Source organism: Pseudomonas sp. YeP6b (genome assembly GCF_025642995.1).
Classification (GTDB): domain Bacteria; phylum Pseudomonadota; class Gammaproteobacteria; order Pseudomonadales; family Pseudomonadaceae; genus Aquipseudomonas.
On the sequence record NZ_CP080090.1, the window covers coordinates 6,419,639 to 6,442,353 of the forward strand.

Genomic DNA, 22,715 nt, shown 5'->3' on the forward strand with positions numbered 1-22,715 from the left:
TCAAGCGGCGCGGGGCGTCAGGCCCTGCATATCAATGGAAGGAACGTGCTGGCCGATCAACTCGGCCAGCAGTTGGCCGCTGCCGCAGGCCAGGGTAAAGCCGAGCGCGCCGTGGCCCAGGTTCAGCCACAGGTTGCGATAAGCACTGGCGCCAATCAGCGGCACCCCGGTTGGCGTGGCGGGGCGCATGCCGGCCCATTCGACAGCGTGGGCGTAGTCGCCGGCATGGGGAAACGTCTCCAGCGCCTGGCGTTTGATCAGCGCCAGGCGCTTGGGCTCAAGGCTCGCGTCAAAGCCGACGATATCGACCATGGCGGCCACACGCAGCTGCTCGCCAATCCGCGCATAAACAATCTTGCGGTCATAGTCGGTGATGCTCACGCTCGGCGCCTGGTGCTGCGCCCCAATCGGCACGCTCAGGCTGTAGCCCTTGAGCGGATACAGCGGCAGCGACAGGCCAGGCAACCCCAACTGCGCACTGCGATGCCCGGCCGCCAGTACCACATGTTCCACCGGCAGCACTTCATCGCCGAGCACGATGGCCTGCACCGCACCGTCGGCGTGGCGGATTTGCGTGACCTTGCGCCCCAGCAAAAAGGTGCAAAGCCCCGAGGCCTCAAGCCGCGCGGCCAGCCGCTGGCAGAAGGCATGACAGTCCGCGACTTCTTCATTGGACGTGTAGATGCCACCGACAAAATCACCGCCCGCCAACGCCGGTTCCAGGCGCGCGCAGTCGGCGGCCAACAGCACCTGCTGCTGCAGAATATCGGTGACCTTGCTGCGTGCCTTGTCGAAAGTACCAGCGCTGCGAAAGGTCACCAGCTTGCCGTTGCGCCGCCAGTCGAAGTCGCCCAGGCGGTCATCCTCGCGCCACTGTTGCAAGGTGGCCTGGCTCAAGGACGCCAGGCGCAGCAGGTGAGCGGCATTACGCTGGTTCACCGAGCCACGGCAGGCGCCGAGAAACGCCGCCATCCAGCGCCATTGCTGCGGGTCGAGGCGCGGGCGCAGCTTCAGCGGCGAATCACCACGCAGCAGCCAGCCAAGGGCTTGCAGCGGCACGCCTTTATCGGCCAACGGCGCGACGTAGCGGTAGGACAATTGCCCACCGTTGGCGAAACTGGTCTCGCTGCCCAGGCTGTCGCGCGCCTCGATCACCGTTACCGCGTGCCCGGCACGCACCAGCGCGTAGGCAGTCGCCAAGCCGATGACGCCACCGCCGATGATGCAAATGCGCTTGGCCATCCCCGCCCCCTACCGTTGAATGAATAGGCCTCAAGCGTAGGGCCAGGTGACAGGCCCGCGACAATGAATAAAGATGGGTCACCTATAAACAAAGGTTATGGACGTGCCATGCGCTTACGTCATATCGAAATCTTCCAGGCTATTCGCCAAACCGGCTCGGTCAGCGCCGCCGCGCAGTTGCTGCACGTCTCGCAACCGGCGGTGACTAAAGTGTTGCAGCACGCCGAGCTGCAATTGGGTTTCCCGCTGTTTCTGCGCGTGCGCGGCAAGTTGCAGCCCACCCCGGAAGCCCTGGCGCTGGAAAGCGAAGTCGAGAAAGTCACACAGAGCCTGCAAGGTGTGCGGCGCCTGGCCAAGAGCTTGCGCCGCGAGCCAGGCCAGAGCGTGCGCATAGGCGCCATTCCGGCGCTGGCCCTGTCGCTGCTGCCGCCGGCGATTCTGGAGTGGACGCGCGACTACCCGGACATCGCCTGCGAGCTGTCCAGCGACCACAGCCGCGAGTTGGTACAGAAGCTGTTGATGCGTGAGATCGAGCTGGCGCTGACCCTCAACTTCTCCGGCCACCCCGGCTTGACCACGCAAGTGTTGGCTAATGGGGTGTTGGTGGCGTTGGCTTCAAAGGGCTATTGGCCGCAGGCGCAATTGCACCAACCACTGCCACTGGCTGATCTGGCGGGGGCGCCGTTGATTGGCCTGTCCAGCGCCGACCCGTTGGCGGCCAAACTCGACAGTTACCTGGAAAATGTCGACCCGCCGCCGCGGGTGACCATTTCCGTACAGACCTATTCCCTGGCCCGGGCCATGGTGGAGTCCGGCGCCGGTTTGACCGTGATCGACCCGTTCACCGCCCTCGGCGCGTCGACGGCCACTACCTGCATCCGTACGCTTACCCCACCGCTGCCGATCACCCTGTACGCGCTGACCCGCGCCGATGAACCGCCGCCGCATATGCTGGCGAACCTGCTGCAGATTTTCGGCAAGCGCGCGCGTGAACTGCTGGAACGCTTATGAGAACACCACAAAACTAATGTGGGAGCGGGCTTGCTCGCGAATGCGGCGTGTCAGCCACTTCATCCGTCACTGATACACCGCATTCGCGAGCAAGCCCGCTCCCACATTTTTTAACCGCGTTGCCTGTTACAGCACGTAATGCATGATCGCCACAAAATGCAGCACGCTGCCGCCGATCACGAACAAGTGCCAGATCCCATGGGAATGGCGCATACGATCTTCCAGAGCAAAAAAGATGATGCCCACGGTGTACAACACCCCGCCCGAGGCCAGCCACACAAAGCCCGCCGTACCCAACGCGGCAAGCAGCGGCTTGACCGCCACCAGCACGATCCAGCCCATCACCGCGTAGATCACAATCGACAGAATGCGCGCCTCGGAGCGCGGTTTGATCTCTTGCAGGATGCCAATCACCGCCAGCCCCCACACGATCCCGAACAGCGTCCACCCCCACGGCCCGCGCAGCGTCACCAGGCAAAACGGCGTGTAGCTGCCGGCGATCAGCAGGTAGATCGAAAAGTGGTCGACCTTCTGCATGATCGCTTTTCGCCGCCCGCGCACGCTGTGGTACACGGTGGACGCGCTGTACAGCACCAGCAGCGTAAAGCCATAAATCGCCACGCTGACGATCTTCCAGGGGCTGCCGTCCAGGCTCGCCACCACCAACATCCACACTGCCCCCACAAAAGCTGCAACCGCCCCGAACAAATGGCTCCAGGCGTTGAATCGTTCCCCGTGATACATGTGTCACTCACCTCGAATAACGGTTACCACTTGGTTGTGCTACCTGCATTCTGACGCGCTAGGCGGCTCGGCAGGTAACAACCTTTTTTTCATTTTCCCAAACGCATACGCCGATAGATGATTCGCTTCATGCCTGGGCCCCAACTTCGCCAACGCCGGCATTCTCTTCGGCCGACGCCTGCTTAGCTTGGCGGGTGCGGTTGTGACCGTGTGCAGGCGGTACCTGTTCCCCTCATTGATGTCCGCGTGCGCAGGTTTGGCCTATGCCAAGTGGCGGTGCAGCGCATGGCTGGGAGCAAACTGGTTTTAGAGGCACAATCGACGGCATTCAAATAAGAGCCACGGCCATGCTGATCGACGAAGAATTCACCCTCAAGAAGCTCGAGATCTTCCTGGCGTTCATGCGCACCGGCAACCTGGCCCGCGCCGCCGCCGAGCTGCAAACCAGCAACGTCAGCGTGCACCGCGCCATCCACTCGCTGGAAAACGCGCTGCGCTGCCCCTTGTTCAAACACGAAGGGCGCAACCTCACCCCGCTGGAAAGCGCTTACGTGTTGGAGGAACGCGCGCAAAAGCTGGTGGCCGACGTGGTCGACAGCGTGCGCCTGACCCGCGAAGCTGCGGGCTTTTCAGCTGAGCGCTTCAAGCTCGGCTCGCTGTATTCGCTGACGGTCAAAACCGTACCGCAGCTGATCATGGGCCTGAAAATCCGTCGCAGCGAACTTAATATCGACCTGATCCTGGGCTCCAACTTCGACCTGCTCTACAAGCTCAAGAACATGGAAGTGGACGCGATCCTGATCTCCCTCGACGAACGCACCAACGACCCTGATTGCGAACAGATCGCGCTATTCACCGACGACATATTCCTCGCCACGCCGGCCGATTCACCCTTCGACCGCGAACAGGAAATCGACCTGGCCGACGTGCGCGACGCGACCTTCATCACCCTCACCCAAGGCTTCGCCACCCATCAGGATGGCAACCGGGTGTTCAAGCAGGCGGGGTTTGAGCCGAAGGTGGCGATGCAGGTCAATGACATCTTCACGCTGCTGAGCATGGTCAGTTCTGGCGTGGGTTATGCGCTGCTGCCGGGGCGGATTGCGGCGGTGTATGAGAACCGCGTGAAGCTGATACCGCTGCAACCCAGGTATCGGTTGCAGCAGCATATTGGCGTGGCGTTTTTGAAGGCCAAGGAGCGCGACCCGAATTTGCTGGCGCTGTTGGCCGAGTGTCGGATGTATGCCAATCGGGGCGGCTAACCCACCAAGCCACGCATGATCAGAAACAACAACGACGGCCCCAGCAAACACCCCAGCGCCGTATAAAACGCGGCTGTGAGGCAGCCATACGGCACCAGTTTCGGATCGGTTGCCGCTAACCCGCCGGCCACGCCGCTGGACGTACCCATCAAGCCTCCGAAAATCACTGCGCTGCGAGGGTTGTTAAGGCCGATAAACGGCGCCACGAACGGCGTCATGACCATCACCAGAATCGCCTTGATCAACCCCGCGGCAATGGACAGCGCCATCACCTCGGAGCTGGCGCCAATCGCCGCACCGGTGACCGGCCCGACAATATAAGTCACGGCGCCAGCGCCGATCGTGGTCAGACTCACCGCATCGGTATAACCGAACGCCATGGCCACGCCGACCCCGGCGATAAACGATGAACCCACGCCGACAAACAGTGCTAGCACACCGGCATAGCCGGCGCGTTTGAGCTCATCGACACTCACCCCAAACGCCGTGGCGACAATCGCAAAGTCCCGCAGCATCGCACCGCCCAACAGGCCGATGCCCGACAGCAACGGAATATCCACCACCCCTTTGGAGCCACCGGTAAATGCGCCACCGACATAGGACAGCGCCAGCCCAAGCAAAATAGCGATGGCCGAGCCGTGCAGACGGCCTTTGGTAAAGTTATTGGAGATCCAGTAGGACACCCACATGGTCAGGCCGATCACGGCAAAACCACTGATCAGGCCGTAGCCGGTGATCACTTTCATCATCGATTCGTACATGACGATCACCCGGCTTCTTTGGTGGGAACAACCGCGCGCGGCTCACGGTTGCCGATGCGTGACAGCAGCGGCACTAAGGCAAAGCCCAGCACCACTGCAAGCGTGCCAGCCAGAATCGCCATAGGGCCGCCCTTGATCGCGCCGTAGACGTTTTGCTGGGCAGCCATGGCGACCACAATAGGAATGTAAATCGCCGCCCAGAACGTCAGGCCCTGCTCGGACTTGCCGACAAACAGGCCGCGTTTTTGCAAATAACTGCCCAGGCCGATCAGCAACAACATGGCGATACCCACGCCACCAACGTTGGCTGGGATGCCCAGTAACTTACCCAGCACCTCGCCCACAAACAGCCCCACCAGCGTACAAAACGCTAGAAACGCTACACCGTAAATAATCATCGTGTTTTTCCTCAAAGTGCTTCATCGAAATTGTTGTTTTTGTGCTTCGAAAGCCTTGGGTAATGCTTTATCGGTGGCGGCGCTCCTCCTCTTGCAGCAGGGCCTGCAAGGTGTCCAGGCGTGCGCCTTCGCAGGCGATCACCGTGCCTTGTTCGAAGACACGGCGTGACAGGCCGGTCAGCACCGCGCCCGGCGGCAGTTCGATTTGCAAGCGCACGCCACGCTCGTAGGCGCTCTGCACGGTGCCGCGCCAATCGACAATGCGGCACATGTTGAAGGCCAGGTCGTCGCGCAGTTGCTCAGGGTTGTGGATCGGCCGCGCGCGGGTGCTGCTCAGGTAGGTAATACGCGGCGCTTTGAGCGTCACGAACGCTTGGGCCAGCGTCTGGGCAGGCGCCTCCAGCAGCGCGCAATGGGACGGCACGCTGACGGCCAGGCGCTTAACAACGCCGTTGCCTTTGATGCGTGCTGCGACGAGCTTCATTGCCTCGTCGCTGCCGGCGATGACGGTTTGGTTGTCGGCGTTGATATTGGCCAAATACACCGGGGTTTGCGGACTGTGGATTTCGGCGAGCACATTTTCGACTGTGGATAACTCCGGGCCGATGATCGCGGTCATCCCAAAGCTTTGTGGATAAGCGCTTTGCATCAGTTCGCCGCGCAGGCTGACCAGTTTTACTGCGTCGGCAAAATCCAGGGCGCCCGCGATCACCGCCGCCGGGTAGGCGCCGATGGACAGGCCCGCGACGTAATCGGGCGTGTGTTGCAACTGGCGGGCATGGGCGACACCGACGATCAGCAGGCATAGCTGAACGGCACGCGTGCTTGCCAAGGCGTGTGCCGAATCGAGCGTGCGAACGTCTTCGCCCAAGGCATCACTGGCTTCTTGCAGAATGTCAGCCGCCAGCGCCTGGAGCATGCCCGTGCGTTGGGCGCCCTGCCCCGGAAACACCAGAAGGCTGCTCATGCCACGGCCTGCCACGGGTCCACCACCAAATGCGCGCCGCTGAGGGTTTTCAGCAGTACCCGGCGTGAGCCGCCGGCCCATTCGCGCAAGGCAACGGCGCCAAATGGGGTTTGCAGTTGCAGGTCCACGGCACACGGTGCGGTGTCCAGTATCGCCAGCAGATCCTCGGCATCGCCGCGCGCCAGCCGCTCGGGCGTGCGCAGGATCAAATCCAGGTCGCTCTGCTCATGCAGCGCTTCAATTCCGCTGGCCAGCTCGAAACCCGCGCTGCCTGTGACGCCCCACGCCTCCTGCGCCAACACCGGGCGCAGTAGATCGAGCGCGCGCAACGCCGGTAGATCCCGACGCGAGATCACCCCACGCAAAGCCTCCGGCGTTACTCGCCGCTGCACGGCCGCGACGGGCATCACTGCCGCAAACCGCTGCTCACGCAAACGCCCGCGCACGCCGATCGCCACCTGGCCCGACTCGGCGATGGCACGACGCACCACCACCGGGTGGCCGGCGCTGATCACATCCAGCGCCCAGGCCGGCGCATCGGTGGGCAGATGCGCCGGGGCCATGCCCCAGAGCAAATCGTGCGCGTTCACCACTGCTCCCGCAGCAGTTGGCGTACGTGGCTGGAAGCGGCGCGATGGGTGGCGCCCAGGCGTCCTTTTAAATCCGGGCCAGCGACATCGTTGATAGCGTGCAGCAAGCAATCACTGACCCGCACCACATCGTCCGCCGTGGGTTGTTCAATCTGCCTGACCGACAGCGTTTCCCAGAGCAAACCGAGGCTGGCATAACTGTCGATGTCGTAGGCCATGGGCGGCACGCTGGCGGCCAGGGCTTCGAGCTCTTCGACGCTGCGCAGGGTCACCCGCGCCGCCGAGGCCTTGCCCATGGCGTGCACCATCACGCCGGGGTCACGCAGGGCGATCATCCGGTTGGCCTGATAGCCGTGGGCGAGAAACGCCCCGGACATGGCCTTGCCCACCAGCAACGCGATTACTGGGTGGCCGGCCAACCGAGCGCGGGCGTAGCTGTCGGCGGCGGCGGCCAGGGCTTGATGGATGCCGAGGGCTTCTTCGCGACGGCCGTAAGCTTGGCTGGGCACATCGACGATGGCGATGATCGGGCGCTTGTCGCCACGGGCGATGGCTTCGTCCACGGCCTTGGCCAAGCCCCAGCCTTCGAGCAAGCCGACTTCGCCATTGCGCGCACGCGGGAAACGGTTTTGCGCGTCGGTGACCACGGCGATGAAGCGCACGGCTTGTTCACCTAACACGCCGTCGGCGACTTTCAGCGAGGCCGGCAGCCCTTCCACAGGCGTGGCGCCGGCGCTCAATGCGTTGAACCACTGCAACCCTCTCATGAGCGGTCTCCTTGATACAGGTCGCGCACCGTGGCCGCGTCGATTTGCGGCGTGGCGTCGAGTTCGGCCAGGCGCGCCAGGTAGACATCGGCCTGACGGCTGCGCTGACGTTCGGGCAAGCCTTGTTGCAACAGCGCGGTGACAGTCTGTTGCACCTGCGCCACATCGTCCGCCACATAACGGTCAGCCAAGCCGCTGTTAAAACGTTGCTCGCCTCCGGTGAGGCTCCAGATAAACGGGCGGTCGCGAGAGTCGTATTCGTCCAGGCCCGCTTCCTGCTCGATCACTTGCGGGCCGTTAAGGCCCAGGCGCGCTTCGCGGGTAACGACGAGGTAACTGCACAACCCCGCGGCGATGGACATGCCGCCAAAGCAACCAACACTGCCCGCCACCACGCCGATCACCGGCTGGTACTGACGCAGGTCGACAATCGCCGCGTGGATATCGGCAATCGCCGCCAGGCCGAGGTTGGCTTCCTGCAAGCGCACGCCGCCGGTTTCCAGCAACAGCACCGCGCGGGTCGGGATGCCCTTGCGGTTGTCTTCAGCCGCCAGTTCAAGGGCACCGGCGATTTTCGCGCCGCCGACTTCACCCAGGCTGCCGCCCTGGAAGTTGCCTTCGATAGCAGCGACCACGACTGGCAATCCGGCGATGTTGCCCTTGGCAATCACCACGCCGTCATCGGCCTGGGGCACCACGCCTTGGCGGCTGAGCCAGGGCGACATCACGCGTTGAAAGGGGTCGATCAGTTCGCGATAAGAGCCGGCGTCCAGCAAGGCCTTGGCCCGCTGCCGTGCGCCCAGTTCAACGAAGCTGTGTTTGTTGAGCAAGTCAGTCATGGCCGATCTCCTCGAAGCCTTGCTCCAGGCGCAAGCGCACCACGCCGGGCGTGGCGCCAAAGTCGTGGATATCAATCTTCAAGGCCGGCGGCGTGTACGCCTGGAAGATCCGCTCGAACAGATGCTGCCAGCGTTGTTCGGCGCCATTCACCGAGGTCTGCACCTGGATAGTCAGCGTGCCGGGCGTGCCCGGTTCCAGCAGCACTTCCAGGTCGCCGGAGCCGACACACCCCACCAGCGCACGGCCCTTGGGCGGCTGCCCGGCGGGGAATTCAAAGGATAAGGTTTCCATCACAACGCTCCGTCGAGGCGGTCGATAAACAGGCAGGCGGCCAACAGGTCGGCGGCGCCGCCGGGGGAGGCATTCAGGGCCAGCAATTGGAGATCGAGTGCGTGCAGTTGGCGCCGGCCGGCGAGGGTTGCGCTGCCGCCCGCATCCAGCACGGCTTGGGCACCGCGTTGCATGGCGTGCAAGCCTTCGGTGCCTGCGCGGTAGAGCACGCAGGTGTCGGCCAGGTCGGTCATGATCGCGAGCAAGGCGTCCAGGCGGGCGTTTTGTTCGCCAGCGTTTTGCCGGCGGCTTTTGTGCAGTTGCGGCAGGCCGCGTTGCATCACCGACGGGAAGCCCAGTTGCGCTTCTTCACGGGCGCCGCGCGCGCCGTAGCGTTGCGCAACCTGGGCGCCGTGGCTCAGGGGCTGCGGGGCGTAGCGGTCGTTGAGCAGGGCCAGTTGGGCCGCCGTCAGCGTGACGGCGCGTGGCTCCAGGGCGGCGGCAGCGGTAAGTAAACCGAGCGCCCAGATCGCGCCGCGATGGGTGTTCACGCCGTGGGTGGTGGTGAGCATGGCCTGTTCACCTTCACGACCGATACGCCCGAGGGCTTCGCGCAGAGGTAAACCGACTTCACCGAATTCAAGCGCGGCTTCCGCCATTTCTTTGAACATCGGCCACAGTGACAGTGCCGAAGCGTGCATCAGGCCCAGGTGCAAATCGCTGTGGGCGCCGTTGCCGCGACGGTCCACCAAGGCGGGTTTGGGCGACAGGTCAGCCTCATCGATCAGCGCATCGACGGCCCTATCCGCCAGGCGATCAGCGAGGCTTATTTCATGCAATTTGAGCGCGCGCATTTACCAGCTCCTGAACTTGGCGGGCGGGTTGTACAAGCCACCGGACCACTCCACCAAGTCGGCCACACTCTTGGCGGCCAACAGCTCACGGGTGGCGTCGGTGCGGCGGATGCCGAGGTCTTCGGGCAAGGCGATCAAGCCTTCGCGGCGCATGCGCGCGGTGTCCTTGGGGTTGTGGCGCATGCCGATGGCGGTGACGCCTGCCACGGCGGCGATCATCGCCTGGCGCTCTTCCAAGGAGCGCGCCTTGTACAGGTAGGCGATGCCTTCTTCGGTGAGCAAGTGGGTGACGTCGTCGCCGTAGATCATGATCGGCGCCAGCGGCATGCCGCTTTTGCGCGCCACTTCCACTGCGTCGAGGGTTTCGACGAACGTAGGTTTGCCGCCTTCCTGGAAGGTTTCAACCATTTGTACAACCAACTTTTTGCCACGTTCAAGCAAGGCTTGCGGCGCGTCATCGTGGCGCATATCCAGCCACGCCGGGGTGCCATGGCGACGGCCACGCGGGTCATGGCCCATGTTCGGCGCACCACCAAAACCGGCAAGGCGGCCACGGGTTACGGTGGAGGAATGCCCGTCGCCATCCACTTGCAGGGTGGCGCCGATAAACAGGTCCACCGCGTACTGGCCGGCGAGTTGGCAGAACATCCGGTTGGAACGCATCGAGCCGTCACGGCCGGTGAAGAACACATCCGGCCTTGCGGCGATGTAGTTCTCCATGCCCAGTTCGGTGCCGAAGCAATGCACGCTTTGCACCCAGCCGCTTTCGATAGCGGGGATCAGTGTCGGGTGCGGGTTGAGGGTCCAGTTGCGGCAGATTTTACCTTTAAGACCGAGGGATTCGCCGTAGGTCGGCAGGATCAATTCGATAGCGGCCGTGTTGAAGCCGATGCCGTGGTTAAGCGACTGCACATTGTGTTTTTCGTAGATGCCACGGATCGCCATCATCGCCATCAGCACATGCACCGGCTTGATATGGCGCGGGTCGCGGGTGAACAACGGCTCGATGTAGAACGGCTTGTCGGCCACCACCACAAAATCCACCCAGCTGGCTGGGATGTCGACGCGGGGCAAATCCGTGACGTCATCCACCAACTGGTTGACCTGCACGATCACGATGCCATCGCTGAACGCGGCAGGCTCGATCAGCGCCGGCGTGTCTTCGGTGCTGGCGCCAGTGTAGATATTGCCGGCGCGGTCGGCCATGAAACCGGCCGACAGTACGACGTTGGGGATCAAATCCACCACCAGCCGTGCGTAGAGTTCGATATAGGTGTGGATCGCGCCGATTTCCAGCAAGCCGTCTTCCAGCAACTGGCTGATGCGCAAGGATTGGGTGCCGGCAAAGGAGAAGTCCAGCTTGCGCGCGATACCCTTTTCAAACAGGTCCAAGTGCTCGGAGCGGCCGACACTGGGCATGATCATGTGCAAATCGTGGAGCTTGGCCGGGTCGGCCTTGGCCAGGGAGCGCGAGAGGAAATCGGCTTGCTTTTGGTTATTGCCCTCCAGCACCACGCGGTCGCCAGGGAGGATCAGGGCTTCCAGGGCCTCGACGATTTTGTCGCTGGGCAACACCGCCCCGTCTGCGTATTTTTTGACCAGCCCGAGACGCCGCTGCTTCTCGTCGCGCCGCCGCGTCCAGCGCGAGTCGGGGGTGATAGTTGTTGTCATGGTCGCTCCACGGGGTTTGCTGTCGTGGGCTGTACCTTAGGAGTGAAATTGGGGGGTATCAATCAAGCCCGAAGCTGGATCGTTACGGTTGGAGTAATGGATCGTCAGCAATCGCTGATCTATGACCAAATGAAGATCAAAATGTGGGAGCGGGCTTGCTCGCGAATGCGGTGGGTCAGTGACACATGTACCGGCTGACACCCTGCATTCGCGAGCAAGCCCGCTCCCACATTTGTTCGGTGGTGGTTGTTAGGTAGCGGTCCCAAACAGGGACCGATCGGTCCCTGTTTGGGACCGCTTCAACCTACCGGCGCAGGGCTGACGTGTTCCAGCGCTCTATCGACCAGCAACTGACTCAACTCGGCCATTTGCTGAATGCCGAGCATGATTGCGCGCTGGGAGGTGTCCAGGTTGAAGGCAAGATTGCAGGTCATCGCGTTTAGCGACGATAAAGTTTCGCTGGCGTTGACCAGTAGAGCTTCGGTGTTTTGGTGTGGGTTGACGGTGAAGAGAGGCGGATTAGGGGTAGGTTTGACCATGATGAAACTCCTAAACAGTTTGTAAGGAGCGCCACCGTTCGCTTGCACGCGAATGAGGGTGGCGACCGTGCGCAGGTGTGCAAGACCGGGCCTGTTTAGGACACCCAGCAGGTCCGAAGACCTCCTGCGCGCAGCCGCCATAAAGCAGCGACCACAAAAAACGCCCGTGGTTGGCTGGGCGTTTGTACGCCTAAACAGTTTCGTCGGACTTGCACGTCCGTGTCACCGTTTTTTCGATGACGGGACGAAGACTAGCCGCCATGACTGCCCACAACAAGTTCATGCACAGCCCGAAATCTTGCAGGAAAAATCCGAAGACCGGACCATCAAAAAGCCATCATCACCTTGACCGCCCCCAAGCCCTCCAGCGCATAGCTGTGGTACTCATACACCTCTCCCTGAATGATCAGGTGCAGCGCGCCGCCTTCATCACTTACTTGAACATCGGGCTCTTTGGTCTTCAGAAAAGGATGTGCAGACACTAATGCGGTGAGTATTTCCTGATCACTCCCCAAGTCCTCATGGACGTAGTACCTGTAGGAAAATCCTACCGTCGCACCGCCCTGGCCGTCTCGCGCACCATAGATCGAGGTGCCGTTACCCAATGAATGCTTCAACACCACTTCATCCAGATCCGGTGTTCCGGACGACAGGAACCAAGTGCCGCCGATATAGATCAGGCAGACCACAAGCAGGCAATTACGCAGAAATGGTATGAGGCGCTTAATGGCCTTGCGAAATTGCATATTCAATACCTTTTCTTATCCAATATTGGTCCCGTGGGTCATCACCAAAAGGTTCACCGCCCCACCATGTTCCAAAATCCGGAAGGGTGGTTTTTGCGACGGTTTGAGCCACACCGGCGGCTCGCAGCAATACATGCTCGGGAATACCCAGCACCGTCCCTGTGGCACCGTAATTAAAGTTACCAAAAGCTTCATACTCGCGCCCTCGCTTCTTGTAGTTCCACGGGCCAGCAGCCCTGACCTGAGAATAAAACCAAGAATAGGCGAATGCCGAGCCCGGCTTGAGATGAGTGCGTTTGCATCGAGATATCGCCATGTTTTCAAAAATTGAAGCACCGGGCGGCATTAACGGTACGGCCATTTGCGGGTCCTTGCTGGCAGTGAGGAGCGCAGAAGCTAGCCACTCCACTCAGGCCTGAAAACCCGCTTAATCCAAATGCAGAATGCACCTACAACAAATCCATCCACTTCCGACATTAGTGCTATCAATTCGCATCAAATGAGTAGAGCCGAAGTGGCAAAAAGGAAGTTTCATACAGTGCTTTAGGGTTGCCGCTCGGAACGCGCCTGCCTAGCCTTCATGGCAGATGCTCACCGCAGCAGGACGCACCAAGATGCCCATGCACAACCCACCTCGCCCAGGCGAAATCCTGCTTGAAGATGTGATCCCAGCCTTGGGCATTACCATCACTGAAATGGCACGACGCCTAGGCTTTGCCCGCGAGACATTTTCAAGAATCTTGGATGGCCATACGCCTGTCAGCCTCGACCTTGCCGTGAGGCTGGAGCGGGCGGACGTGAGTACTGCGCAGCTATGGTTGTCGATGCAAAGTGCCTACGATTTGTGGCAGGCCGAGCATCGGGAGCAACCGGTGATTGATCGGTTTGCGCGGATTGATTGATATCTTGGGCCGAGCACAACTCAGTGTGGGAGCTGGCTTGCCTGCGATAGCGGTGGGTCAGTTGTTGATGCAGTGACTGACAAGCCGCCATCGCAGGCAAGCCAGCTCCCACATTGGATCTTCACAAGGCTTATGGTCAGGCCAAGCCGGATTCGACCAACAGCGCCTCCAACCCCATCAAATCAGGCACCTTCGCCACATGTTCCCCCACTTGCACCGCCGCCAGCTCCAGCGGGCACAGCGGCACGTCGACGTAACTCAGTTGGCTATCCAACTTGTACGAACGCGGAATTCCCTGAATCACCATCGCAATAAACTTCAACGTCGGCCGCCCGCCCAGCGCGTTCAACACCACAATCCGCGAGCGCTCGCCGGTCACGCTGGCCTCACCGCACGCCGCTTCAAAGCTGATCAGCGGTAATTGCCGATCGCGCCATGTCACTTGCCGCAGATACCACGGCGGTGCATCGCTGGCCGGCTCGCCGCGTTGGAAGTCGATCAGTTCGGCGATGGCGACGTTGGGCAGCACCAGGTGGCGGTCGGTCAGGGGCAGTAGCAGGCCGGTGAGTTGGCTGGTGCGGTGGTCAAGCATGGGACTTGCTCCAGTAGGCGATGCTTTCCAGCAGCACCGACTCTTGGTACGGCTTGCCGAGGTAGTCGTTGACGCCGATGGTCATGGCGCGGTCGCGGTGTTTCTGGCCAGTGCGCGAGGTGATCATGATGATCGGCAAGCGCATCAGCCGGGGGTCGTTGCGCACCTGGATAGCCACTTCGAAGCCGTCCATACGCGGCATTTCGATGTCGAGCAGCATCAGGTCCGGGGTATGTTCTTCGAGCAGTGCGATGGCGTCGATGCCGTCTTTGGCGGTGAGCACGTTTATGCCGTTACGCTCCAGCAGGCGGCTGGTGACTTTGCGCACGGTGACCGAGTCGTCCACCACCAGCACCAGCAGCGGGCGCTTTTTCAGCGGGTCATTGAGGATCAGCGGCGCGTCGACCGACTGGGCCGGCAACGCCGGTTGCCGTGCGCGGATGTGCGCCAGCAAGTCGATAATCAGCACCACGCGGCCATCGCCCAGAATGGTCGCCCCGGACAACCCTTGCACGCCGGCAAACTGCGGCCCCAAGCCCTTGACCACGATCTCGCGCGTACCGGCCATGTCATCCACATGCACCGCCACGCGCCGCTCGTTGCATTGCACCAGCAACACCGGCACCGGTTGGAACTGGCTCAGCAGTTTCGGCCGGGCGACGGTGTGCAGCAAGTCGCCCAGGTAAAACAATTCATAGCGCTGGCCGGCGTACTCGTAGCGCGGTGGGTCTTGCTGATAGTGCCCGGCCAGCTCGTGGGGCAGTACACGCACCAAGCCTTCGATGGTGTTGAGCGGGATCGCGTATTGGTCGTCCGCGCACTGCACCATCAGCGCGCGGTTGACCGACACGGTAAACGGCAGGCGAATGCGAAAGTGCACGCCCGAGCCCGGCGTCGAGTCGATGAACATCGAGCCGCCAAGCTGGCGCACTTCTTCGTGCACTACGTCCATGCCCACGCCGCGCCCAGAAATCTGGGTGATTTTTTCCGCCGTGGAGAAGCCCGGCTGCAGGATGAACTGCAACACGTCGCGGTCGCTGATGTCTTGATCAGGCGTGAGCAAGCCGCGCTTGATCGCCTTGCGCCGCACCGCGTCCAGCGGCACACCGGCACCGTCGTCGCGCATGTCGAAGACGATGTCGCCGCCTTCGTGGGTCAGGTCCAGGCTGATACGGCCCTTCTCTGGCTTACCGGCCAGCATGCGTGCCTCGCGGGACTCCAGGCCATGGTCGACGGCGTTGCGCAGCATATGTTCCAGCGGCGCCACCATGCGTTCCAGCACGTTGCGGTCCATCTCGCCTTCGGCGTTGCCGACCACAAACTCAACGTCCTTGCCCAACTCCTCCGCCACCTGGCGCACGATGCGTTTGAGGCGCGGCAGCATGCGTTCAAACGGCACCATGCGCGTGCGCATCAGGCCTTCCTGCAACTCGGTGTTGATACGCGCCTGTTGCTGCAACAGGGTGTGCGCATCCTGGTTGCGGCGGTCGAGGGTTTCCTTGAGGTCCAACAGGTCGGAGGCCGATTCGGACAGCGCACGCGACAACTGCTGCAACTGCGAATGGCGGTCCATTTCCAGCGGGTCGAACTCTTCGTAACCCAGGCGCTCGGCCTCGGCCTGCTGACGGCTGAGGATACGGCCCTGGGTTTCGGTGTCGAGGCGGCGCAGCTGGTCGCGCATGCGCTCGATGGTGGTTTCGACCTCGTTAAGAGCAACGCGAGCGTCGTTGACCTGTTGCTCGATACGGCCACGGAAGATCGAGGTTTCACCGGCCAGGTTGACCAAGTCATCGAGCAAATCGGCGGAGATTTTCACCATGTCGGCGGCGGGATCAACCGCCGTCTCGGCCTTGCCGGCCGGCAAGGCTACCGGCGCTAGCGATTCATCGCTGGGGTGCACCAGGCTTTTGATGCGCTCGATGAGTTTGTCCACCGACCCTACTGGCGCCCCGCCCGCCACGGCGTCGATCATCTGCGCCAGGCGGTCATGGCAACCTTGCAGCAACGCGAACAGCTCCGGCGACGGCGCGAGCAAACCAGCAGACAGCCCTTCGTAGAGAAACTCCAACTCATGGGCCAGATCGCCAATCGGCCCGATCTCGACCATGCGCGCGCCGCCCTTGAGGGTGTGCAGGTCGCGCAGCAGGGTTTCCACTTCCTGGCGGTTGCTCGGCTCGGCCTGCCAGCGCAGCAAAGCGCTGCTTGAGCTGTCGAGAATATCGGCGGCTTCTTCGAGGAAGATATCCAGCAATTCAGGATCAGCCGTCGCCGCTTCCGGTGCAGCGGTAGGCGTAGCGGGCGTGCTGCTCTGGCGTAACTCGCGCAGTTGGGCGATCAAGTCGCCGGAGTCGCTAAGGGGCTGATGGTCTTGCAGTTCATCCAACTGCAAGGCCAGCCGTTCATGGCTGGCCATCAGCACTTGGGACAGTTCGGTCGAGTAGCTGTAGCGACGGTCCACCAACCCTTCGTAAAGGCATTCCAACTCATGGGCCAGGTCGCCAATCGGGCCGATTTCGGCCATGCGCGCGCCGCCCTTGAGGGTGTGCAAATCCCGATGTAACGACGACAACGGTGCGGTGCTATCCGGCTCCAACAACCAACGTTTGAGCGACTGCCCGGCGCTGTCGAGGATGTCCACCGCCTCTTCCAGGAAGATCTCGACGATCTCGTCGTCCATCACCGTGTCCTGGTCCAACTGGGCCGTGGCGGCGCCCAGTTCGCAGATACTCAGGGCGCGGCTGCCGTCGCTTTTGATCAGGCCGGTGGCGGACGGGTCGAGGGCTTCATCGAGCAGTTCGCGCAGGGCTTGCACCCGCGCCGGGGCCGGGTTGATTTCCTGGCCGGCTGCGAGTTGGTCGAGCATGTTGATCAGCGCTTCATGGGCCTGTTCGGCCTCATGGAAAAACCGTTCGCTGACCGCCAGGCTGCTCTCCTCCACGGCGCCATACAGATCCAGCAAGGCTTCGCACAGCGCGTCGATGGCGTGCAGGTCGGCGATGTGCGCGCCCTCGCCCAAGGTGGTCAATTCGTCCAGCAGCGCAGTCAGTTCCTGTCGCTCGCCGGGGTGTTGCTGCCAGCGGCGCAGCAGGCTTTCGGCGTCCAGCAGAATGTCCATGCCTTGGGCCAGGAAGTTGGCAATCAGCTGCGGGTCGCGCTTGATGCGAAGCCCGGTGTTGGGCGCGTCGAGCAAGGCTTGCAGCTGTTGATCGAGCAGGCTTTGGGTGCGGCTGATCAGGTCTGGCGCGCCCTTGATCGGCACCAGTGGGTCACTGTCGAGTTGGCGCAAGCCACGCTGGAATAGGCCCTCGGCTTCCAGCAGCAGCTCCACTTCATCCAGGTCCAGCGGCAGTCGGTGGGCTTTGTATTCGCGGGTCAGGTGATCCAGCGGCCGCGCCAGTTCAGCAATTGGCAACACGCCGGCCATGTAGGCGCTGCCCTTGAGGGTGTGCAGGGCGCGCTGCAGTTCATCGCTGACTTGCAGCGGCACGTGTTCGGCGGCCTGTTGCAGGAAGTGGTTGAGGCTTTCCAGGTGGCTCTGGGCTTCGTTGCGGAAGATCTCCAGCAACATCGGGTCGTGGGGCTCTGCGGCCGGCTCGGTGCCGCTGGCCAAAGCGTGTGCGCGGGCGGCCAGGGCGTCGACTTCATTGCGCTGGCGCTGGTCGTCGGCCGCGAAGTCGGCGATCAGTTCCGGCAGCAGGGCCACGGCCTCATCCAGCACCTGTTGCACGTCAGGGCCGAGGGTCACGCTGCGTTCGAGCACGCGGTTAAGCAGGTTTTCCACCGCCCAGGCCAACTCCGCCAGCACTAGGGCGCGGACCATACGGCCACTGCCTTTCAAGGTGTGGAAGGCACGGCGCATTTCGCCTTGAGCGGTTTTGTCGGCGCTGTTGGGCAAATAGCGATGCAGCACTTCGAGGACTTCGTCGGTTTCTTCAAGGAAGACGTCGCGCAGTTCATCGTCGATGGGCTCTTCGCCAGCGGGTGGCGGCAGCAGGCTGCCCGGACGCTGCAGGGCCGGTGGGTTCAGGCGCGAAGTGGGGCTGGCCAAGGCATCGAACTGTGATTGGCTCGGCGTGATCTCGCTGGACAGCGCGCCATCCGGCGCCACCAGCGCTTGGCGCCAAGGTTTTGCAGCGGGCAAATAGCCGAGTGCCGCCAGGCCTTGGGTGGCCAATTCCAGCACCCGTTCGCCAGCGGCGTCGGGGTCCTGGAGCATGCGTTCCAGGTAGTACTCCAGGCTGCTGATCACGTCGGCAAAGTGCGCCAGCTGCGCCTCGGGCGGTGCGGTATCACTGGCCATCAACTGTTCATCGACGTAATCGGTGCAGCCGCGCATCAGGCTCGCCGCACGTGGCAGCGGGATCATCGCTAACGCGCCGCGCACTTGGCTCAGCAGTTCCGGCAGCGACTCCAGGCGCTGGCGGTCCCAATCGGCCTCGATGCAGTCGATCACCAGCTCTTTGGCCTGGCGCAAGCACTGGCAGGATTCGCGGATCACCAACTGGTGAATCTGGGTCAGGTCGGTGGTGGGCAGGCGGCTTTCTTCACGGCTTTCCGGTTCGACGGTGCCGACCATGCCCGCCAGCGTGGCTTCGACGTAGAGCAAGGCGCCGGCGACGTCCATCAACACGGCGTCATTGGGTTCGCGCTGGCCCTGGACCAGGCTCAGCACCACGGCGAGCTGGTCGATGATGACCTTGCGCGGCTGGCCGAAACCCAGCACGGCCAAGGTATCGGCGATCTGCCGCAGCGGCGCCAGCAAGGCATCGAGGTCGTGGGTGTGTTGGCGGTCGCTGCGCACGAACAGGTCGAGGCGTTCCTTGACCCGCACCAGTTCCTCGCACAAGGCACCGAGCACCGAGCCCATGGCATTGCGGCCCGGCCCGGCCAAGCGCGCGCGCTCGGCATCGACCACGGCGCTGTCGGGCAAGGCCTCATCCAGGCCGTAGCGTTCCTTGAGGCTTTGCATGCGCGGCGTCGGCCGGGTGACTTTGGCGACGTAGAACAGCAGGCTCTTGAGCAGTTCATCCGGCGCCGGTTGGTTGATGCCGCCAATGCCCTGGGCCAGCAGGCGCTTGAGTTGTTTGCCGCTGGCCTTGAGCAGGCTGCGCAGCGCCGGGCTGTTGGCAATCACACCGGTGAGCATGCCTTCGACCAGTGCCGAGGTGACTTGCCACAACGGCAGCAGCGGCGCGCCCTGGCACAGCGCTTCGAGACGCGCGAATACCCGCGCCATGTCTTCCAGGTTGCTGGGGCCGTGGTCTTCGCGCAGCAAACCGGCCAGCGCTTGCAGCAGCAGTTGGTGCCACTGGCGCAGCTGCTCGTGAAGGTCCGGCAGCGTGCGCTGGGCCAAGGCCTCATCGGGCAACGGCGCAATCGACAACAGTTGCGGGCTGAACAGGCTGGTCTCCGACAGCAGGCTTTCACCGCGCGCACTGCGCAGGTCGTTGAGCAGCGGCAACACCACCAGCGGCAGGTCGCGGCGGGCGCTGTGCACGCGGTCGAGGTACAGCGGCAGTTGGCCGAGGGCCTGTTGCAGCAAGCGGATGCTTTCATCGCGCTGACCGACGCGCTCGGCTTGCAGGGCCAGGGCCAGTGCTTCGATCTCTTCGGCGAGCAGCGCCGCGCCGTAGAACTCGATCATTTGCAGCGCGCCATGCACTTGGTGGATGCCGGCCAGGCTCTCAGCGATGGCGTCGCTGTCGCGGGTTTCGACAAACGCGTCCAGCGCCGAACGGGCCTGTTTCAGGGTTTCGGCAATGTCGCCCTTGACCCATTCGAGGGCCACGTAGTCGTGCCGATCAACCATAACTGCTCCGCTTAGAATTCGTGAATTGCTGGTATTACCAAGAACAATGGAGAACCACTGTGGGAGCTGGCTTGCCTGCGATGGCGGTGGGTCAGTTGCAGATGTATCAACTGACAGTCCGCTATCGCAGGCAAGCCAGCTCCCACAGTTGGACTGTGGTGTTCTCCAGATAGCCTTTCAATCGTCTACCTGTTTTGGCGGTGGCAGGGTGAAACCTGACACCGACCTGCGCAACTGACTGGCCATTTTCGCCAGGTTGCCGATGCTTTCCGCCGTGGCAGTCGAGCCCGACGACGTCTGCGTGGTGATCTGCTGAATCACGTTCATGGTCAACGAAATCTGCCCCGCCGACGAGGTCTGTTGCTGCGCCGCATTGGAAATACTCTGGATCAACGCCGCCAGGGTTTTCGACACGCCTTCGATCTCTTCCAGCGCCACCCCGGCGTCCTGCGCCAGCCGCGCACCGCGCACCACTTCAGTGGTGGTCTGCTCCATGGAAATAACTGCCTCATTGGTGTCGGTCTGGATCGCCCGCACCAAGGTTTCAATCTGCCGCGTGGCCGCCGATGAACGCTCGGCCAGCCGCTGCACTTCGTCGGCCACCACCGCAAACCCGCGCCCGGCGTCCCCGGCCATGCTCGCCTGGATTGCGGCGTTGAGGGCGAGGATGTTGGTCTGGTCGGCAATGTCGTCAATCAAGCTAACAATGTCGCCAATCTCCTGCGAAGACTCGCCAAGACGTTTGATGCGCTTGGCGGTGTCCTGGATCTGTTCGCGAATGTTGTCCATGCCGTGGATGGTGTTGTGCACCACCTCGTTGCCCTTGTTGGCGATTTCCACCGAACGCTCCGCCACCGCCGAGGACTCGGCGGCGTTGGCCGAGACCTGGTCAATGGATTGAGCCATCTGGTTGATCGCGGTAGACGCTTCGGCAATTTGCTGGGCCTGATGCTCCGAGGCCTGGGCCAGGTGCATGGCGGTGGCCTGGGTTTCCTGCACCGCGCCGGCCACTTGCCCGGCGGTGAGGTTGATGGTGGCGACCAGATCGCGCAGTTGGTCCACGGAGTAATTGATGGAGTCGGCGATGGTGCCAGTGAAGTCTTCAGTCACCGAGGCCGTCACCGTCAGGTCTCCATCAGCCAAGTCTTCGATTTCATCGAGCAGGCGCATGATCGCGTTCTGGTTGCGCTCGTTTTTCTCGGCGGTTTCACGCAACTGGCGGTTGGTTTCGCGCACCATCACCAGGCCGATCAGGATGATCGAGGCCAGTGCCAACAGGCCCAGCACATAGCCGCCGATGGTGTCGAAGCTGCGCCCGCTGGCGAGGTTTTCAAAACCTGTGGCCAGGTGCGAGGCTTCATCGAGCAGGGTTTGCGACAGGTTGAAGATATTGCTCGCCGAAGCGCGCACCTGGAACAGCTGCGGCGAGGTTTCGAGAATTTCATCCACGGAGCCGGAGACAAACTCGAACAGCTCGGCGATTTCCGCCAGTCGCGCACGCGCGTCGTGGTCTTCGACCTGGGTGATACGCAAGCCTGGGTTGCCGTTGAGCATGCCGTTGAGTACCACGCCGAAGCGGTTGGCATCGCGACCAAAGGCGTCGGCAGCCTGTACGGCGGTTTCGTCACCGGCCAGCACGGTGTTAACCGCGCCAAGAATGCGTTCAGCCAGCAGCGACTGGCGCTGGGCCAACGCCACCTGGCTGGCCGGGGCGCCGCGTTGCAGCAGGATGTCGACGACCTTCTCCGATTCCATCTGCAATTGCGGCACGGTTTCGGCGAGGGTGGCGGCCACTTGGTGCAACGACAGCACGGTCTGCTCGCTGGCGAGAATCGCGTCGGTGTTTTTCAGCAGCGCTTCCCAGTCAGTCTGCACCGCGCGCATCTCGGCGCGTACGGCACTGGGCGCGGCCGGCAGGCCGGTCTCGGTATCACCTTTTTTCAGGTAGCCCCAGCGTTGGGCGAAATCGTTGCGCGCATCGCCCAGCAGCTTGAACGCGGCAGCCTTGCCGGCGGCGGCTTCGGTGGCGTTCTTGGCGATGCGCTGGGACAGCACGCGCAGCTCACCGGCGTGGCCGATGTACTGCTTGTCATAGGTGGACTGGGTGTTGAGGTACGCGAAGTTGGCGAACAGCAGCATGATAAACACGATCAGTGCAATAAACAGCACGATGATCTGCGAACGGCTGCGCGAGGCGGCTTGCGGTTTGGGCGTGGTAACGGTGGTCATGCGGCAACATCCATGAAGCCTGGGGCCTGGGCCAAAGCGAAGGGGCTGAAGACCTGCCACAGCTGGTCGCTGTCGAACTGGCCCTGGATAAACGGCGCAGTGGGCGCGGCGCTCGCTAATAATGCGTCTTGTGCGAAATGCTGCATGCCCACCACCTCGTCCACCAGCAGCCCGACAAACAAGTCGTTGAATTCCACCACCAGCACCCGCCGCTGCTTGCCCGCCTTGGACTGCCCCAACTCGAGAAACCCACCCAGGTCCATCACCGGCAGCAAGCGCCCGCGCAGGTTGGCCACGCCTTTGACCCAGGGTTTGACCCCGGGCATCAAGGTGCAGCGCGGCTCATGCAACACCTCGGCGACTTCGCCCATCGGCGCCACATACCAATACGGCCCCAGGCGAAAACCGATCCCGCTCCAACGTTGCAGGCGGGTTTCCTGGGACGGCAGGTCGGCGGCCAGCAGGCGGCAGCGGCGGTCGATGTCCAGCAGCAGCTCGAAGGCGGTTTGCGACTCGGTCAT

21 protein-coding genes are annotated in these 22,715 nt (G+C 62.5%); 3 read left to right on the forward strand and 18 right to left on the reverse strand.

Annotated features, from left to right (window positions below; all coding sequences use genetic code 11):
• Nucleotides 1-1,242: a D-amino acid dehydrogenase gene (locus KZH41_RS29085; protein ID WP_263274134.1), complete on the reverse strand. Its 1,242-nt coding sequence runs from the start codon at nt 1,240-1,242 to the stop codon at nt 1-3.
• A 108-nt stretch (nt 1,243-1,350) separates the two neighbouring features.
• Between KZH41_RS29085 and KZH41_RS29090 the strand changes: the two genes are divergently transcribed.
• Nucleotides 1,351-2,253, forward strand: coding sequence for a LysR family transcriptional regulator (locus tag KZH41_RS29090; RefSeq protein ID WP_263274135.1), 903 nt, complete (start codon nt 1,351-1,353; stop codon nt 2,251-2,253).
• Between the two features lie 126 nt (nt 2,254-2,379).
• Here the strand turns inward: KZH41_RS29090 and trhA are convergent, their stop codons facing one another.
• Nucleotides 2,380-2,997, reverse strand: coding sequence for a PAQR family membrane homeostasis protein TrhA (gene trhA / locus KZH41_RS29095; RefSeq protein WP_094949135.1), 618 nt, complete (start codon nt 2,995-2,997; stop codon nt 2,380-2,382).
• Between the two features lie 347 nt (nt 2,998-3,344).
• Between trhA and KZH41_RS29100 the strand changes: the two genes are divergently transcribed.
• On the forward strand, nt 3,345-4,259 hold the full coding sequence (locus tag KZH41_RS29100; protein WP_263274136.1) for a LysR substrate-binding domain-containing protein: 915 nt from the start codon (nt 3,345-3,347) through the stop codon (nt 4,257-4,259).
• On the opposite strand, the gene madM is transcribed toward KZH41_RS29100, so the two are convergent.
• The 12 genes from madM to KZH41_RS29160 all read right to left on the reverse strand — a co-directional run bounded on the left by madM (nt 4,256) and on the right by KZH41_RS29160 (nt 13,023).
• The gene (gene madM, locus KZH41_RS29105; RefSeq protein ID WP_094949235.1) at nt 4,256-5,020 is read right to left on the reverse strand and encodes a malonate transporter subunit MadM; all 765 of its coding nucleotides are present in this window, start codon (nt 5,018-5,020) and stop codon (nt 4,256-4,258) included. The genes KZH41_RS29100 and madM overlap by 4 nt on opposite strands.
• Nucleotides 5,021-5,025: 5 nt before the next feature.
• Nucleotides 5,026-5,418: a malonate transporter subunit MadL gene (gene madL / locus KZH41_RS29110; RefSeq protein ID WP_094949137.1), complete on the reverse strand. Its 393-nt coding sequence runs from the start codon at nt 5,416-5,418 to the stop codon at nt 5,026-5,028.
• 67 nt (nt 5,419-5,485) lie between these two features.
• Nucleotides 5,486-6,385, reverse strand: coding sequence for a malonate decarboxylase subunit epsilon (mdcH, locus tag KZH41_RS29115; protein WP_263274137.1), 900 nt, complete (start codon nt 6,383-6,385; stop codon nt 5,486-5,488).
• A complete protein-coding gene (locus tag KZH41_RS29120) occupies nt 6,382-6,978 on the reverse strand; it encodes a malonate decarboxylase holo-ACP synthase (RefSeq protein ID WP_094949139.1) in 597 nt (198 codons plus the stop codon). The genes mdcH and KZH41_RS29120 overlap by 4 nt, the downstream gene beginning before the upstream one ends.
• Nucleotides 6,972-7,742 (reverse strand): biotin-independent malonate decarboxylase subunit gamma, encoded by a 771-nt coding sequence (mdcE, locus tag KZH41_RS29125; protein WP_094949140.1) that lies wholly within the window; start codon nt 7,740-7,742, stop codon nt 6,972-6,974. The genes KZH41_RS29120 and mdcE overlap by 7 nt, the downstream gene beginning before the upstream one ends.
• Nucleotides 7,739-8,581, reverse strand: a complete 843-nt coding sequence (locus tag KZH41_RS29130) for a biotin-independent malonate decarboxylase subunit beta (protein WP_242153229.1) — start codon at nt 8,579-8,581, stop codon at nt 7,739-7,741. The genes mdcE and KZH41_RS29130 overlap by 4 nt, the downstream gene beginning before the upstream one ends.
• A complete protein-coding gene (locus tag KZH41_RS29135) occupies nt 8,574-8,873 on the reverse strand; it encodes a malonate decarboxylase subunit delta (protein ID WP_094949142.1) in 300 nt (99 codons plus the stop codon). The genes KZH41_RS29130 and KZH41_RS29135 overlap by 8 nt, the downstream gene beginning before the upstream one ends.
• The gene (locus tag KZH41_RS29140) at nt 8,873-9,706 is read right to left on the reverse strand and encodes a triphosphoribosyl-dephospho-CoA synthase (protein WP_263274138.1); all 834 of its coding nucleotides are present in this window, start codon (nt 9,704-9,706) and stop codon (nt 8,873-8,875) included. The genes KZH41_RS29135 and KZH41_RS29140 overlap by 1 nt, the downstream gene beginning before the upstream one ends.
• The gene (gene mdcA / locus KZH41_RS29145; RefSeq protein WP_094949144.1) at nt 9,707-11,377 is read right to left on the reverse strand and encodes a malonate decarboxylase subunit alpha; all 1,671 of its coding nucleotides are present in this window, start codon (nt 11,375-11,377) and stop codon (nt 9,707-9,709) included.
• A gap of 299 nt (nt 11,378-11,676) precedes the next feature.
• Nucleotides 11,677-11,916: a DUF6124 family protein gene (locus tag KZH41_RS29150; RefSeq protein WP_263274139.1), complete on the reverse strand. Its 240-nt coding sequence runs from the start codon at nt 11,914-11,916 to the stop codon at nt 11,677-11,679.
• Nucleotides 11,917-12,242: 326 nt separating this feature from the next.
• Nucleotides 12,243-12,662 (reverse strand): hypothetical protein, encoded by a 420-nt coding sequence (locus KZH41_RS29155; RefSeq protein ID WP_263274140.1) that lies wholly within the window; start codon nt 12,660-12,662, stop codon nt 12,243-12,245.
• On the reverse strand, nt 12,640-13,023 hold the full coding sequence (locus tag KZH41_RS29160) for a polymorphic toxin type 44 domain-containing protein (protein ID WP_263274141.1): 384 nt from the start codon (nt 13,021-13,023) through the stop codon (nt 12,640-12,642). Before KZH41_RS29160 ends, KZH41_RS29155 begins: the two co-directional genes overlap by 23 nt.
• A gap of 253 nt (nt 13,024-13,276) precedes the next feature.
• On the opposite strand from KZH41_RS29160, the gene KZH41_RS29165 reads away from it, so the two are divergent.
• A complete protein-coding gene (locus tag KZH41_RS29165; protein ID WP_263274142.1) occupies nt 13,277-13,564 on the forward strand; it encodes a HigA family addiction module antitoxin in 288 nt (95 codons plus the stop codon).
• A gap of 136 nt (nt 13,565-13,700) precedes the next feature.
• On the opposite strand, the gene KZH41_RS29170 is transcribed toward KZH41_RS29165, so the two are convergent.
• From KZH41_RS29170 to KZH41_RS29185, 4 genes are all read right to left on the reverse strand, one after another.
• Nucleotides 13,701-14,156, reverse strand: coding sequence for a chemotaxis protein CheW (locus KZH41_RS29170; RefSeq protein ID WP_263274143.1), 456 nt, complete (start codon nt 14,154-14,156; stop codon nt 13,701-13,703).
• Nucleotides 14,149-19,965: an Hpt domain-containing protein gene (locus KZH41_RS29175; protein WP_263274144.1), complete on the reverse strand. Its 5,817-nt coding sequence runs from the start codon at nt 19,963-19,965 to the stop codon at nt 14,149-14,151. Before KZH41_RS29175 ends, KZH41_RS29170 begins: the two co-directional genes overlap by 8 nt.
• A gap of 177 nt (nt 19,966-20,142) precedes the next feature.
• Nucleotides 20,143-22,194 carry a methyl-accepting chemotaxis protein gene (locus KZH41_RS29180; protein WP_094949148.1) on the reverse strand — a complete coding sequence of 684 codons (2,052 nt, stop codon included), beginning with the start codon at nt 22,192-22,194 and terminating at the stop codon, nt 20,143-20,145.
• Complete coding sequence (locus KZH41_RS29185; protein ID WP_094949149.1) at nt 22,191-22,715, reverse strand: chemotaxis protein CheW; 525 nt, start codon at nt 22,713-22,715, stop codon at nt 22,191-22,193. The genes KZH41_RS29180 and KZH41_RS29185 overlap by 4 nt, the downstream gene beginning before the upstream one ends.